This window comes from Pedobacter kyonggii (assembly GCF_004310665.1).
GTDB lineage: Bacteria > Bacteroidota > Bacteroidia > Sphingobacteriales > Sphingobacteriaceae > Pedobacter > Pedobacter kyonggii.
The window spans coordinates 37,945-53,047 of the sequence record NZ_SIXF01000028.1 but is presented as its reverse complement, the minus strand read 5'-3'; the positions used below and the strand labels follow the sequence as shown (position 1 = coordinate 53,047).

General features: G+C 39.0%; 11 protein-coding genes and 1 riboswitch. Of the genes, 5 read left to right on the top strand and 6 right to left on the bottom strand.

Going from position 1 to position 15,103, the window contains the following annotated elements; translation table 11 throughout:
• Positions 1-20 precede the first annotated feature (20 nt).
• The 4 genes from EYS08_RS20565 to EYS08_RS20550 all read right to left on the bottom strand — a co-directional run bounded on the left by EYS08_RS20565 (position 21) and on the right by EYS08_RS20550 (position 2,743).
• Positions 21-764: a zinc ribbon domain-containing protein gene (locus tag EYS08_RS20565; RefSeq protein ID WP_108197030.1), complete on the bottom strand. Its 744-nt coding sequence runs from the start codon at positions 762-764 to the stop codon at positions 21-23.
• Positions 764-1,861: a Nif3-like dinuclear metal center hexameric protein gene (locus tag EYS08_RS20560; protein ID WP_131031877.1), complete on the bottom strand. Its 1,098-nt coding sequence runs from the start codon at positions 1,859-1,861 to the stop codon at positions 764-766. The genes EYS08_RS20565 and EYS08_RS20560 overlap by 1 nt, the downstream gene beginning before the upstream one ends.
• Before the next feature lie 202 nt (positions 1,862-2,063).
• The gene (locus EYS08_RS20555) at positions 2,064-2,432 is read right to left on the bottom strand and encodes a TM2 domain-containing protein (protein WP_029274914.1); all 369 of its coding nucleotides are present in this window, start codon (positions 2,430-2,432) and stop codon (positions 2,064-2,066) included.
• Positions 2,433-2,437: 5 nt separating this feature from the next.
• Entirely contained in the window at positions 2,438-2,743 is a 306-nt protein-coding gene (locus EYS08_RS20550) for a DUF2752 domain-containing protein (protein ID WP_131031876.1), read from the bottom strand.
• A 230-nt stretch (positions 2,744-2,973) separates the two neighbouring features.
• Here EYS08_RS20550 and mfd point away from each other — a divergent pair, with 230 nt between their 5' ends.
• From mfd to EYS08_RS20535, 3 genes are all read left to right on the top strand, one after another.
• A complete protein-coding gene (mfd, locus tag EYS08_RS20545) occupies positions 2,974-6,312 on the top strand; it encodes a transcription-repair coupling factor (RefSeq protein ID WP_131031875.1) in 3,339 nt (1,112 codons plus the stop codon).
• Between the two features lie 89 nt (positions 6,313-6,401).
• On the top strand, positions 6,402-7,538 hold the full coding sequence (locus EYS08_RS20540) for an ATP-binding protein (protein ID WP_131031874.1): 1,137 nt from the start codon (positions 6,402-6,404) through the stop codon (positions 7,536-7,538).
• Complete coding sequence (locus EYS08_RS20535) at positions 7,539-7,760, top strand: DUF3820 family protein (protein WP_131031873.1); 222 nt, start codon at positions 7,539-7,541, stop codon at positions 7,758-7,760. It abuts the gene before it with no gap.
• A gap of 176 nt (positions 7,761-7,936) precedes the next feature.
• Here EYS08_RS20535 and EYS08_RS20530 read toward each other — a convergent pair whose 3' ends face one another.
• Both EYS08_RS20530 and EYS08_RS20525 read right to left on the bottom strand, forming a co-directional pair.
• Positions 7,937-8,653, bottom strand: coding sequence for a DsbA family oxidoreductase (locus EYS08_RS20530; protein ID WP_131031872.1), 717 nt, complete (start codon positions 8,651-8,653; stop codon positions 7,937-7,939).
• Between the two features lie 207 nt (positions 8,654-8,860).
• Positions 8,861-11,557, bottom strand: coding sequence for a M14 family metallopeptidase (locus EYS08_RS20525; RefSeq protein WP_131031871.1), 2,697 nt, complete (start codon positions 11,555-11,557; stop codon positions 8,861-8,863).
• A 125-nt stretch (positions 11,558-11,682) separates the two neighbouring features.
• Positions 11,683-11,889: riboswitch (cobalamin riboswitch) on the top strand.
• Positions 11,890-12,085: 196 nt separating this feature from the next.
• Between EYS08_RS20525 and metE the strand changes: the two genes are divergently transcribed.
• Positions 12,086-14,419 (top strand): 5-methyltetrahydropteroyltriglutamate--homocysteine S-methyltransferase, encoded by a 2,334-nt coding sequence (metE, locus tag EYS08_RS20520; RefSeq protein WP_131031870.1) that lies wholly within the window; start codon positions 12,086-12,088, stop codon positions 14,417-14,419.
• Between the two features lie 297 nt (positions 14,420-14,716).
• Positions 14,717-15,103: an acyl-CoA thioesterase gene (locus EYS08_RS20515; RefSeq protein ID WP_025141655.1), complete on the top strand. Its 387-nt coding sequence runs from the start codon at positions 14,717-14,719 to the stop codon at positions 15,101-15,103.

Sequence of the window (15,103 nt, the reverse complement as noted above, 5' to 3'; positions counted from 1 at the left end):
TAATAATTTTATGATGTAGATTAAGCTTCTGCCACTTCGTGTGTTAAAGCTTCATCAACCAAAATACGCCCGCAGTGTTCGCAAACGATAATTTTTTTACGCTGGCGGATATCTAACTGACGTTGAGGAGGAATCTGGTTAAAACACCCTGAGCAAGAATCGCGATCGATTGTTACTACAGCTAAACCATTTACAGCATTTTTGCGTAAACGTTTGTAGGCAACCAATAAACGCTCTTCAATCTGAGGCTCGGCTTTATCAGCTTTCTTTTGTAAATCTTGCTCTTCTTTTTCAGTTTCAGCAGTAATTACATCAAGCTCGCCCTTTTTAACATCTAAATCTTTCTTTCTGCCATCTAACTCCGCTTTAGCAGCTTCGTAGATTTCAGTTTTAGAAGTGATTTCGAAACCATGTTCTTTAATTTTCTTTTCAGAAACCTGAATATCTAAACCTTGAATCTCAATTTCCTTCGTTAAAGCATCGTATTCACGGTTGTTTTTAACTTCTTTTAATTGAGTATCGTATCTTTTGATGGCAGCTTGCGCATCTTTAATTGTATTTTTACGGGTTACGATTGAATCCTCAAGATCATCAAGTTCGCCTTTGATTTTTGCAATTCTAGTTTCTAATCCTAAAACGTCATCCTCAAGATCGGCAACTTCCATTGGTAATTCACCACGTACCTGGCGGATCTTATCAATTTTTGTGTGGATATTTTGTAATTCGTATAAAGCCTTTAGCTTTTGTTCTACGGTTTGTTCCATTAAAACAAGTAATTTATGGGGTTTGTATTTTGCTCCGTTAAACGGATTGCAAAGTTAGTAAATTTTTTCTGAATAATTTCAAGCAATAAATTTGAGGTAAATTGTTCAGTTTCAAAGTGTCCGATGTCGGCAATGATCAATTTTTCCTCTGCATCAAAAAACTCGTGATATTTAAAATCTGCGGTAATAAAAGCATCTGCTCCGGCGGCAATAGCCTCTTTTAGCAGGAAGCTTCCTGAGCCGCCACAAACCGCCACTTTTTTGATCCTTTTGCCAATTACCTCTGTATGCCTAACCACTTTAGCCTGCATTCTATCTTTTACCAAATGCAGAAAATCGTAGGCATCCATATCGTATTCTAGCCAGCCTACCATACCCGAACCCACCAATTGGTGTTTGTTTTCGAGTTTGTAAATATCGTAAGCTACTTCTTCATAAGGATGGTTCTCAAACAAAGCAACCAGAATTTTTCGTTCGGCTTGCGTAGGGTAAACCATTTCGATCCTTACTTCGTTTTCGCGATGACGGATACCTTTTTTGCCCACAAAAGGGTCTGAATCTTCATTCCCCTTAAATGTACCAAAACCATCGGCATTGAAACTGCACTCGCTATAATTGCCAATGTTCCCCGCTCCGGCATAAAATAATGCCGACCGCAATTGCTCTGCCTGGGCCTGGGGGCAATAGGTAACCAATTTTTTCAGCAAACCAGTTTTTGGCGAAAGTACTTTAGTTCCTGTTAAACCCAACCGCTCGCAGATCCTGGCATTTACACCAGTATGGACACTATCAAGATTGGTATGGATGGCATAGAGTGCAATATTATTCCTAATTGCCTTAAGCACCACACGCTCTACATAGTTATTACCGTTGAGTTTTTTTAATCCCTTAAAAACAATTGGGTGATGAGTAATAATCAGGTTGCAACCTGTCGAAATCGCCTCATCCACAATCTTTTCTACACAATCTAAAGCTACCAAAGCACCGTGGATTTCCATATTCGGATCACCCACAATTAAACCAGAATTATCATAATCTTCCTGATAATTAAGTGGCGCTATGCTTTCTAAATAATTGGTAATTTCAGCTAATTTCATTTGATAAATATAGAAAATTTGGGGTTTTGTTTTCAATTTTTGTCATGCCGAGGCACGAAGCATCTTCAAGCTATGAAAGAGATGCTTCGTGCCTCAGCATGACAACTTACTTGCAAGAAACAATAAGTCCGTCTCGATGTAAAACCGAGACGGACTATCTATTTGACTCAAAGAATGTTAAAATTATAATTTAAAAGGCTATTTACTGAAAACCGCCCATTCTTACCATTTGCAAGCTTTCGAAAACCATTTTCTGATTATGTTCAAAAGCAAGGGTTTTGTGGTTTACCACATCGATAATCGATCCGATAAAACATAAACCTGCAGTTAAAAGGTATAAAATACCCATTCCGATCTGCCCGATGATAAACCTTTGCAAGCCTGGAACAGCGAATAAACCGATTAAACAGAAAATTAGCATATCTGATGGATTTTTCCTTTTGCTGCTGTAAACCATTAAGAAGTTACGCAACTGCTGCTCGGTTAATCCGGTTGTGGCTTGTTGTAAGTATGAGAATTCTTCTGGCGTTATGCCTGGTAACGACATTAGAGGTGATTGAAATATATCCATGGTTTCTATGTATTTGTAGTTGAAATTTTAAACTTATTTTTGTTTTTTATCAATGTGTAAATTCTATAAACTATAATCAAAAGTGCTGGAAACCCAAACCAATGTTCGGAAAAGCTTTCGGTAAATTCGCCATGTAAAATATGACTGATTGACCTGCCTATACCACATCCCGGACACCAATCCTCAAAACCTAAATTGGCTAGTGGACAAAGTGTGAAGTGATGCTCGTGGCCATTCGTTGTTGTTGCCAGTAATACTAAAGCTGCTACCCAGAAAAAAAGTTCCAGTGGAAAGCTTTTAATGTACTTCATTGTTTCACTTTTTATATAATTTAGAGGTCATAGCACCACCTTTGTTACATCAATTTGCCCCTAATCGACGAAAGGGGGATATATTTCGACAAAACGAGTAATGGAATCTAAGAATAAGATCTCGTTTCTTTCCTCAATTTAATTTTCACATCGCAACCAGCCAAAAATAGTTAAAAAAACCTTTACACAAATTGCAGGTTAATATTAAAAGATAAGCTTATTTTTGTGCCTTGAACATTCGCGATTTAATAAACAGATACAAAACCGACGACCGGGTAAGCCAATTTACCAAAGCGTTGAACGGCATCAAAAACCCAAAAATACAATTAAAGGGATTGGTGGGTTCGGCCGATGCTATTGTTGCCCTGTCTTCTTACTTTATATTACATAAACCCATACTGTTCGTTTTGCCAGACCGGGAAGAGGCTGCTTATTTTCAGTCTGACCTTGAAAGCGTGCTGGATAAACAGGTTTTATTGTTCCCTTCTTCTTACCGAAAATCATTCGATTTTACACAGGTAGATACAGCAAATGTTTTGGCCCGTGCAGAGGTTTTGAACGAATTGAACCACGATTCGGAATATGGCAAAATTGTGGTTTCTTATCCCGAAGCCATAGCCGAAAAGGTTATTGACCGCTCTGCTTTAGAAAAAAACACTTTAGAAATTAGTTTAGGCGCCAAATTGGGCATCGATTTTATCAACGAATTTTTAATTGACTACGATTTCGACAGAAGGGATTTTGTTTACGAACCTGGGCAGTTTTCCATCCGCGGTGGTATTGTAGATATATTTTCTTTCTCATCTGATTTGCCTTACCGCATCGAATTCTTTGGCGATGAGGTAGAAAGCATCAGAAGTTTTGAAATTGAAAGCCAATTGTCGGTAGAAGACGTTAAATCGTTAACCATTGTACCGAATGTTCAGGCGAAGTTCTTAACCGAAAGCAATATCAGTATCCTTGATTATATTGATCAGGATACACAACTTTGGTTTAAGGATGTAGAATTCACGCTCGACATTATTAAAGCTGGGTTTAAAAAAGCTGTTGAGTTGTGGAAAGCACTACCAGTGGCAGATAAAAACCAAAATCCCGAATGGATTGATCCAAAATTCGCCTTTACCGATGAAAAGTTATTGGGCGATCATCTTCAAGATTTTCCCTTGATAGAATTCGGAAAACAGTTCTTTTATAAAACAGATAACCGTTTTGAGTTTGAAACCAAGCCACAACCTTCATTCAATAAAGATTTCAACCTACTCATTCACAACCTTAAGGAAAATGAAAAAGCGGGCATTGTTAATTTTATTTTTACCGATTCGCCGAAACAGATCGAGCGTTTATATGCCATTTTAGAGGATATTGATAAAACGGCCAAGTTTACGCCAATTAATAGCATGCTGCGCGAGGGTTTTATAGATCTGCAGATCCAGACGGCATTTTATACCGATCACCAGATTTTCGACCGATACTATAAATACAAGCTTAAAAAAGGTTATCAGAAAAGCCAGGCCATTACCTTAAAAGATCTTCGAGAACTAAAATCCGGCGATTATGTTACACACATCGATCATGGCATCGGCAAATATGCCGGACTCGAAAAGGTTGAAGTAAATGGCAAAACCCAGGAGATGATCCGTTTAATTTATGCAGATAACGACCTGCTTTATGTAAACATCAACTCGTTAAACCGCATCGCCAAATACAGTGGCAAAGAAAGCGGAGTACCCAAGATGAACAAGCTGGGTACAGATGCCTGGGACAAGCTAAAAAAAACTACTAAAAAAAAAGTTAAAGATATCGCCCGGGACTTGATCAAGCTTTATGCTTTGCGCAAAACCCAGGCCGGAACGGCATTTTCACCAGATAGCTATTTACAAACGGAATTGGAGGCTTCTTTTATTTACGAAGACACGCCCGATCAGTTAAAGGCGACCCAAGACGTGAAAAAGGATATGGAATCACCACATCCAATGGACCGCTTGGTGTGTGGTGATGTGGGCTTCGGCAAAACAGAGATTGCAGTACGTGCAGCATTTAAAGCGGTAGCAGAAGGCAAACAGGCAGCCATATTAGTGCCTACAACCATTTTGGCCTTACAGCATTTCAAAACTTTTTCTTCGCGTTTAAAAGATTTTCCGGTTACGGTAGATTATATTAATCGCTTTAAAACCAGTAAACAGATTAAGGACACATTAGCCGAAGCAGCTGCAGGTAAAGTTGACATCTTAATCGGTACGCACCGTTTGCTGAGCAAGGATGTGAAATTTAAGGATCTCGGCATCATGATTATTGATGAAGAGCAGAAGTTTGGTGTTACCGCAAAAGAAAGGCTGAAAGCAGTTAGAGTAAATGTTGATACTTTAACACTTACGGCAACTCCGATTCCAAGAACCTTGCATTTCTCTTTAATGGGCGCAAGGGATTTATCCATTATCAGCACCCCGCCGCCAAATCGCCAACCGGTTAGCACCGAATTACATGTTTTTAACGATAAGTTGATTCAGGAAGCTGTTCAGTTCGAATTAGACCGTGGCGGCCAGGTTTTCTTTATCCATAACCGGGTAAACGACCTGATGCAACTGGGTGGACTAATTCAGAAACTGGTTCCAAAAGCAAGAATTGGTATTGCGCACGGGCAGTTAGACGGCGACCAATTGGAAGATGTAATGCTCGATTTTATCAATGGTGAAAAAGATGTTTTGGTGGCCACAACAATTATCGAAGCAGGTTTAGATATTCCGAATGCCAATACCATTATCATTAACCATGCGCATATGTTTGGTTTGAGCGATCTGCACCAGATGCGTGGTCGGGTAGGTAGGAGTAACAAAAAAGCTTTCTGTTATTTGCTTTCGCCTCCATTATCTACTTTAACTTCTGAAGCCAGGAAGCGTTTAAGTGCTATTGAAGAATTTTCTGACTTGGGCAGTGGCTTTAACGTAGCGATGCGCGATTTGGATATCCGAGGAAGCGGAAATTTACTAGGTGCAGAGCAGAGCGGTTTCATTGCCGAAATCGGCTTTGAGATGTATCATAAAATATTAGATGAAGCCATTCAAGAACTAAAAGAAGCAGAGTTTAAAGGCTTATTCGAAAATGAACCTGCCCGTCCGTTTGTTGGCTTTACACAGGTAGATACCGATCTTGAATTATACATTCCTGATGCATACATTACCAATATTACCGAGCGATACAATTTATATACAGAACTTTCGAAACTCGATAACGAAGCCGAGCTTGCTATTTTTGAAAAACATTTGGCAGATCGTTTCGGACCAGTTCCGCCACAGGTAAAAACGATGTTAAGTGTGGTGCGCTTGCAGTGGCTGGGCAAGAAATTGGGTTTCGAGAAAATTAGCTTTAAGAAAAATAGTTTGCGCGGGTATTTCTTAAGCGATAAACAATCTGCTTATTTCGATTCGAATACCTTTACCAAGATTTTAACTTTTGCACAGAACCATCCGCGTATGTGTAATCTAAAAGAAGTAAAAAACACTTTAAGGATCGCTTTCGACAACATAAGTACTGTTGAAGAAGCCATTCAAACTTTAGAGCTTATTGATTAAAAACGTTAATTCAGTCTGTTCGTTGACTGAATTAACGTTAATTGAGTCAGCCCATTGACTGAATTAACGTTTTTACTATATTTGGTTAAATGGAAAGTCAAATTATTAGATCTTTACAACCGATTATCCTTGACAAGATTAGGAAAAATAAAGTAATCTTAATTTTTGGTACTAGGAGAGTAGGGAAAACATGGTTGGTAGAAAACATCATCAAAGATGCCAAATTCGATTATCTTTCTTTAAATGGAGAAGATCAGGATGTACAAATACTGCTATCTACACGAACTGCAGCCAATTACAAAAGAGTATTGGGAAATGCCAAATTACTCATTATTGATGAGGCTCAGGTTATACCTGAAATTGGAAAAATACTGAAGTTACTGATCGATACCTTCGAAGAACTGACAATAATAGCAAGCGGATCGTCTACTTTTGATCTTTCGAATCAAACAGGAGAACCATTAACGGGAAGAAGTTTAACCTATTATCTTTATCCTATAGCACAGGTTGAATTGGATAAGCAGGAAAATGCTTTACAAACCGCTCAGAACCTCGAAGAACGGTTAATTTTTGGTTCATACCCAGAGTTATTCCATTTAAGTTCTTTGACTGAAAAGGCACAATATTTAACAGAGCTGGTAAAATCATACCTGTTAAAAGATATTCTGATGTACGAAAACATTCAGAACAGCACAAAATTACTTGAATTACTAAAACTTATCGCCTACCAAGTAGGTTCAGAAGTTTCTATGGATGAAATTTCGCGTACTTTGGGTATTAGTAAAAATACTGTAGATCGTTATCTCGATTTACTTTCAAAGGTTTTTATCATTTATAAAATTGGTGGATACAGTAATAATCTACGCAAAGAGATTACAAAGTCATCGAAATGGTATTTTTACGATAATGGGATCCGAAATGCGATCATTAATGATTTTAGACTTTTAGCCTTGCGGAATGATCAGGGACTTTTATGGGAAAATTATTGTTTTAGTGAGCGCATCAAAAAAATGCAATATGAACAGCAAAATGCCACCTACTACTTTTGGAGAACGTACGATCAACAGGAAATTGACCTCATAGAAGTAAAAAACGGAGAGATTTTAGCTGCTGATTTTAAATGGGGAAATCATAAAAAGAAAATACCCGTTTTTTTTGCCAAAAATTACCCGGAAGCCTCATTTTCTGTAATTAACAAAGAGAATTATTTAGACTTTATATTATAAATGTTAGATCCAACCTTATTACTCGATTTAGTGAAAATGCAAATGCCTTACGGAAAATATAAAGGTTATCTGATCTGCAATATCCCCGAAAGTTATTTGCTTTGGTATAAGGATAAAGGCTTCCCGAAAGGGAAATTGGGCGATTTAATGGCTACCATGTTCGAGATCCGGGTAAATGGTTTAGAATATCTGTTAACGCCATTGAAGAATCAACACCGCTAATTAAGTTTGAGAGGTAAATCGGTCATCTAATAACTGCGATCGTCTTCCTGAACTTGTTTTGGATCTAACCGAAATAGGTTCTCTAAATGGATCCCGAAACAAGTTCAGGAAGATTAATGTCATGATTATCCAGCAGATCAATCTGCATTGATCAGCGTAATATGCGGGAAACAAATCTATATCTCACAACCATTTTCATCACAAACTGCACCATCATTTTTATTTAATGAAGTCAGCGTTGTTTTTGGTTGGGTCTCTTTCCACTCGGTAAAACTTTGGGTAAGCGCATCGGTAAATGCCTGAACAGGCTGAGCACCCGAAACACCATACTTGCGGTTCATTACAAAATAAGGTACACCACGGATTCCTAAATTCTGACTTTCATAAATATCGTAACGGACAGCTTCAGCAAATTGATCACTTTGTAAAACCGCTTCGGCCTCATCTTTATCCAAACCAATTTCTAGGGCGAGATCAACCAAAACACTCGTTTCACCAATATTTTTGCTGTTTACAAAATGAGCTTCAAACAGTTTTTCTTCGGCTAAATCCTGAAGATTATGTTTTGCCGCCAAATGTATCAGACGATGCGCGTTAAAGGTATTGGCAGGAATATTCGTATCAAAATCTATCTTCAAACCAGCATTTGCAGCCATATCCACAACCTGCTTGGTCATTTGTTTAGCCTGCTCAATTGGCATCCCTTTACTCCGCGAAAGGTAATCGTACACCGATTCGTTATTGGTATTGTGATACTCAGGGTTGAGCTGATAGCTCTTCCAATCCACCTCAATTTCATTTTTGAAAGGTAATTTTTCTATCGCCTGTTCAAAATGTCTTTTTCCGATATAGCAAAACGGACACATTACGTCCGACCAGATTTCTACTTTCATAGCACAAAATTAAGGTGATTATACTTGCCTATGGTAAGGCCAAAGTAAAAAGCCACTTTCCTTTAGGATAGCGGCTTCCTATATTAATTAGATTTGTCATCCTGTCCAAAGGACTCCTACGGAGAGCCTGTCGAAGGACACAAATAAATGGGTTTTTAAGCGTTTCGACAAGCTCAACGTGACAAATTCGAGTAATTATAGATCGGCTTACTTGTACAACTGGTTAAACATCAGTTTAAAAGTACCGTGCGTTTGCGCTCTAAAAACTATTTCTGGTCCGAAGGCGAGCAATTTACCCTTTCCGATCTTTGCTTCAAAAGCCGTTACACCATCTTGCAGATAAGCCTGCCCCCAGGCCCAGCCGCTGCGCAGCGGGGTGGCGTTTTCGAACCACATTAAAGGTTTAATCTTTCCAGCCACAATGGCATCGCCAGTGAGCTTAAAAACGGGGCTATTGTCAAAATATACATCAGCGTCCTTTTCCATGCCCCAGGTTGTTGGCAAAGCTGTATCTACACCAACATTTAAAACACTTCCCGGAACATAATATTTTTCAGAAGGCAATCGTTTTTCTTCTCCGTTTACAATTTCAACCATTGCATTCCGAACTGGAAGATTTAAATGATAAGCTAAATTGGTACTACTGCCTATGGTTACAATATTGCCGCCTGCCTCCAAAAATTTCTTTAATTCAGGGATTGATTTATCTGCGGTAATCCTACCCAAACGTTTTCTAAATTCCTGAGGAATTTCTTCAGCCTTTGGCCCAAAAGATCTATTTCCAAATCCACCGCCCTGCACCGACGGTATAGCTCCGCCTACAAAAATAATAACATCGTATTTAGATTTTAAGTTCCCGGCATCTATATCCTGCGGATAAATTACTGTTGCGTTATAATGGTATTGCTCCATTAAAAAACGAACCCACCCTGAGGCCATAGAACCTCCATAGATATCCCAGAGGGCAATTCTTCTGGCAGAGATTTTAATTTTATCTTTTGGTGCAGCAGCACTTTTCATTTTGATGTTTGCTTTTTCCAAAATTGATTTCCCTGCTGACGAAACATAAAAATCGCCATTTTCAACCGAACGGTAAACTTCAATTTTATTTTTCAAAAGGTCGTTCACTGCAGTATAAGAATCATTTTGTGCTGCACTTAACACATAATTTGATCCGTTAGGCAATTTATTATCTGGCTTTAATAGTTCTCCGTAAGGATTTTTCTCAAACGGACCTGAAAAATCGTCGAGAATCCGATCAAATTTAACATTCATTAAATAGGCTAATGTCCATCCAGCTGCATCGTATGGTGGAATTGGCGCACCTCCTTCATATTTAAAATCATTTGGATGATCTTGCGGCTCGAACATATCTAAAACATGCGGACGGAAAGCCTGATCGGTTTTTACGACATAACTTCCGGCAGGATAATTTTTCCCTGCAACGGCAAATGAAGCAGTTGCTTTTTGAACAACAATACCCGTTCTGATCAAAGCGTTTAAAAATTTAACCGCAGAATTAAAATCCGGCTGATCGGCGCTTAAGATGTATCCACGAGGATCTCTGTTTGCCAGAGCCTTCATCACCGTATCAAAGGCTTTTATACTGATCTGGCGTCTTGGTCCAAAATCGCCATCTCCACCTCCCACAGCTGTACTTTTTTCAATTTTTGCAGCATTATTAATGGCTTCAATTTTTTTAGGAGAAAAAGACCAGGTATCTTTTTTACCACGTTCAATAGAATTTCTGCCCATCTGGTAAATGTTGTACAACAATTCGTCACGGTAACGCTGTGCATAGTTTAAAACGGCATAGTTTAACGATACCGAATAGTCTATCGAGTTTTTAAAGTACCATTTCCTAGGGGTAACCGGGTTTGGTGAATCGCTATTCGGTAATAATCTCGAAGGAACCAGCGGAATTTCAGAGGGCGTAGGGTTCCCGATAATTTCGGTTAATAGCCCGATCATGTTATGAAAATACGTGGTTGTTCGTAAACCTCCATTGTACCAGGTAGAAAAAACCGATCCTCCACGTTGGGTATATCCTGGTTTGTTTTCTACATTCATGCGGGTATGCATGGCTGCGCCAACGGCATCTAAACTGGTTAACAAGGTTGGGTCAAAAACATAATTGAACGGATCGCGGTAGGGCGGGCCCGCAACAACGGTTCCTGCCGGGCCAGCCTGATGGTGGTTATACATAATCTGCGGAATCCATTCCACAAAAAGCTGGCGACCGATATTCTGTGTTTCTTTAAGGTTTAACATAAAGAAATCGCGGTTGTTATCATGACCTGCATACTTTTCGTACAAAACAGGCAAACCTAAGGTTGTTCTTTTCTTAGGATCTTTCTCTCTCATATACCAATTGCCCACCAGTTCTTGCCCATCAGGGTTGGCATGAGTAAACAAAATGATTACATTATCCAAAATACGCATGGTTTCAGGGTCTTTTCTGGAGGCAAACTCATAAGCAGTTTCGATCAGCTGATGTGCCCCCACCACCTCGTTGGCGTGTAGCCCACCATCTATCCAAACTACTGCTTTACCTTCCTGAGCTAATGCTTTTGCCTGCTCAGGTGTAATTTCTGCATGTGCCAGTTGTTGCGAAATTTCCTTGTAACGGTCTAATTTCTTGAGGTTTTCTGGTGAAGAAACGATCAGCATGTATTGACTTCTGCCTTCTTCAGTTTTACCAATATCAACCAGTTTAATGCGGTTAGAACTTGCCGCAAGTTTTTTAAAGTAAGCTTCTGTTTGGGTATAATTGGCCAGTTGATAATCATCGCCGATATCAAAACCAAAATGCGATTTAGGCGTTGGCACTTCCTGCGCCAGCACCACACAGCTATTTACCAGTAAAAAAGCAAAGCAAAGCCTTTTCAAGTAGATTTTTATCATAATAAAGTTTAGTTAGGTAATCAAATATAATAGAGATTAAGTTCCAAAAACGGCTTGCTGTAAATTTGTTACAAGTTTTAAATCCTAATCCATACATTTGTCCCGATGTAAGTTCTTAACTTTATTTTTCATCAACCGATACAGGTTCCCGGAATTACATCCGGGATTAATAGGGAATCGTGTGCAAATCACGAGCTGTCGCGCAACTGTAAATTCTGTCTTTATTTAAAAGACAACGGTCTTATCATTCATGCCACTGTGCCGTTTACCGGGATGGGAAGGCGATAAGATCGGGAATAAGTCAGGAGACCTGCCTATATTGAATTGACGGTGCTTTCGCGTTATAAAGTAATTGGTCAGGTCTGATTGTACACTATAAAATTAACCATTTTATATGCTTGCTTTAAGCTTTTTGCTGAAGAGTAGGCTGTTTGTGCGCTACCTTTCCCTTTTATTTCTAACAAAAAACATTATAAAATATTGCTTTAAGGGCTTTTAAACGATTTATTTACTTAATCTTTAAAAGAGATGCTAACGCAAAATCTGGGCTATCCGCGAATAGGTAGCCAAAGGGAATTAAAGAAAATCTGCGAAAATTACTGGGCAGATAAAACGGGGTACAAAAATGTACTTCAGGTGGGAAAAAACATTCGCCACGAAAACTGGAACCTTCAAAAAGAAGCTGGAATTGATATCATTCCTTCGAACGACTTTTCTTTTTATGATCATGTGCTCGATCATTCTTTAACTTTTGGGGCCATCCCGAAAAGGTACAATGAAGTGATCCTGAAAAAAGGAAACTCTGAGCTTGATCTCTATTTTGCTATGGCAAGAGGTTATCAGAAAGAGGGATTGGATGTAGTAGCAATGGAAATGACCAAATGGTTCGATACCAATTACCATTACATTGTTCCTGAGTTTTACAAAGACCAGCCTTTTAAACTTTTCTCTACCAAAATTATAGATGAGTTTTACGAGGCAAAACAATTGGGTATTACCACCAAACCCGTTTTAATCGGTCCTGTTTCTTACCTATTATTGGGAAAAGAAAAGGAAACTGGCTTTGAAAAAATCGATTTGATCAAAAATCTCCTTCCGGTTTATATCGAGATATTATCTCGCTTAGATGCTTTGGATGTAGAATACGTTCAGTTTGATGAACCTTTTTTGACTTTAGATCTTACCGAAAAAGACAAGAAAGCTTACGAATACGCCTATAAAGAGATCAGAAAAGCTTTTCCTAGATTAAAAATTGTTTTGGCTACTTATTTTGAGGGGTTGGGAAATAATCTAGCACTAACTACTTCACTCCCGGTAAATGTTTTACATATCGACCTGGTACGCGCTGAAGGTCAATTAACTGATGTTTTGGCTTCGCTGAAAGAGGAAACAATCCTTTCATTAGGTTTGGTGGACGGAAGAAACATCTGGAAAAATGATTTCGAGAAATCTGTTTCAATCATTAATCAAGTGGTAGAAAAAAGAGGCCAGGATAAAGTGTGGATTGCACCGTCTTGTTCTTTAATCCACTCACCGGTTGATTTAGACAATGAAACCAACGAGCAAAACCTTTCAGCAGAAATTAAACAGTGGCTGGCCTATGCGAAACAAAAAATTGCAGAGGTAGCTACCTTAAAAAAACTGATCACCAACGAAAGCCCTGCATCTACCATGCAAAAACTTGAGGAAAATAAGATCGCGATTGCTAACCGAAAAGTTTCTAAAATCATCCACAATCCTGAAGTTAAACAACGTGTTTTAGGATTAAAAGAGCAGGATGCGGAACGTTTAAGTCCATTTTCGAGCAGAAAAATTAAACAACAGGAACTCAATCTGCCAAGTTACGCCACTACAACCATCGGATCGTTTCCACAAACGGCAGAGGTAAGAAGCTGGAGAGCAAAGCTTAAAAACGGAACTTTTACAGTTGAAGCATATGATGATCTCATTGCAAGAGAAACCGCAAAAGCCGTAAACTGGCAGGAAGAAATTGATCTTGACGTGTTGGTTCATGGAGAATTTGAACGTAACGATATGGTTGAATACTTCGGCGAGCAGCTTGATGGTTTTGCTTTCTCTAAAAATGGTTGGGTACAGAGTTATGGCTCACGCTGCGTAAAACCACCTATTATTTTTGGCGATGTTTCGCGCCCGAAACCCATGACCGTAAAGTGGACCGCCTATGCCCAGTCGCTTACCTCAAAATATATGAAAGGTATGCTAACTGGTCCGGTAACTATATTGCAGTGGTCGTTTGTACGTAACGATCAACCAAGATCCGAAACCTGCACTCAAATTGCACTGGCCATCCGAGATGAGGTTTGCGATCTGGAAAATGCAGGGATAAAAATCATTCAGATTGATGAGCCAGCCATTAGAGAAGGTTTACCATTACGCAAAGCTGATTGGCAAACTTACCTGAACTGGGCGGTTAAAGCCTTTAGAATTTCGGCAAGCGGGGTGAAAGATAATACGCAGATCCACACGCACATGTGTTACTCAGAATTTAACGATATCATCCAAAACATTGCCGATATGGATGCTGATGTGATTACTATTGAAACATCACGCTCGCAGATGGAGTTATTAGACGCGTTTGCCGATTTTAAATATCCAAACGAAATTGGTCCAGGTGTATACGATATTCACTCTCCAAGGGTTCCAAAGAGGGAAGAAATGGTTCAGTTGCTCAAAAAAGCAAAGGCTGTTATTCCCTCCGAACAACTCTGGGTAAACCCTGATTGTGGTTTAAAAACCCGTGGATGGGACGAAACCAAAAAGGCCTTAATAGAAATGGTTGAGGCTGCGAAAGAAATGCGTAAAGCAGACGAGGTACTAACGGCAGATCTTCAGGTGAATTAATTCTATGTTTGCCATGGAGAAACCAATACTATTAAGTTAAGAATTCGATTGTTGTCAGTCTGAGCTTGTCGAAGACCCTTATCGTGAAATAATTAAAAAGACTGTCCTTCAACAAACTCAGGATGACATCTTTTTAGTTATTTCACCACTTAATTGCATTGCCAGAAATACTGAAAGCACATTTATTTTTGCGTTTTCAGTATCCGTTTCTCATACGCAAACCTTTTACTTTGGCAATTTTCTACTAAAAATAACTAGAAAGTTGTCAAAGTTTTTTACAGCACCTATATTTAACCCATGACCTTAGAAGAAAGAATAGAAAATTCTAAAACCAGCATTTTTAAAGCCGTTTTCCCAAATACAACAAACCATTACGATACCCTTTTCGGAGGAACAGCCATGCACTTAATGGACGAGGTTGCTTTTATTACTGCAACCCGATTTAGCCGTCAGATTATGGTTACCGTTAGCAGCGACAGGATAGATTTTAAAAAACCAATACCCGCGGGCACTATCGTAGAGCTCATCGGCAAGGTAAACCATGTGGGTAATACCAGTTTAAAAGTTAATGTTGAAATTTATATCGAGCAAATGTATGCCGAAGGAAGAGAATTAGCCGTACATGGCGATTTTACTTTTGTGGCGATCGATGAAAATAAAAAGCCGGTTCAGGTGATTAAATAA

What these genes read in the sequence shown, in the direction of transcription:
- EYS08_RS20530 (WP_131031872.1), bottom strand. Translation starts at nt 8,653, where the DNA reads ATGAAAGTAGAAATCTGGTCGGACGTAATGTGTCCGTTTTGCTATATC.
- metE (WP_131031870.1), top strand. Translation starts at nt 12,086, where the DNA reads ATGCTAACGCAAAATCTGGGCTATCCGCGAATAGGTAGCCAAAGGGAA.
- EYS08_RS20565 (WP_108197030.1), bottom strand. Translation starts at nt 764, where the DNA reads ATGGAACAAACCGTAGAACAAAAGCTAAAGGCTTTATACGAATTACAA.
- EYS08_RS20560 (WP_131031877.1), bottom strand. Translation starts at nt 1,861, where the DNA reads ATGAAATTAGCTGAAATTACCAATTATTTAGAAAGCATAGCGCCACTT.
- EYS08_RS20555 (WP_029274914.1), bottom strand. Translation starts at nt 2,432, where the DNA reads ATGGATATATTTCAATCACCTCTAATGTCGTTACCAGGCATAACGCCA.
- EYS08_RS20540 (WP_131031874.1), top strand. Translation starts at nt 6,402, where the DNA reads ATGGAAAGTCAAATTATTAGATCTTTACAACCGATTATCCTTGACAAG.
- EYS08_RS20525 (WP_131031871.1), bottom strand. Translation starts at nt 11,557, where the DNA reads ATGATAAAAATCTACTTGAAAAGGCTTTGCTTTGCTTTTTTACTGGTA.
- EYS08_RS20550 (WP_131031876.1), bottom strand. Translation starts at nt 2,743, where the DNA reads ATGAAGTACATTAAAAGCTTTCCACTGGAACTTTTTTTCTGGGTAGCA.
- EYS08_RS20515 (WP_025141655.1), top strand. Translation starts at nt 14,717, where the DNA reads ATGACCTTAGAAGAAAGAATAGAAAATTCTAAAACCAGCATTTTTAAA.
- EYS08_RS20535 (WP_131031873.1), top strand. Translation starts at nt 7,539, where the DNA reads ATGTTAGATCCAACCTTATTACTCGATTTAGTGAAAATGCAAATGCCT.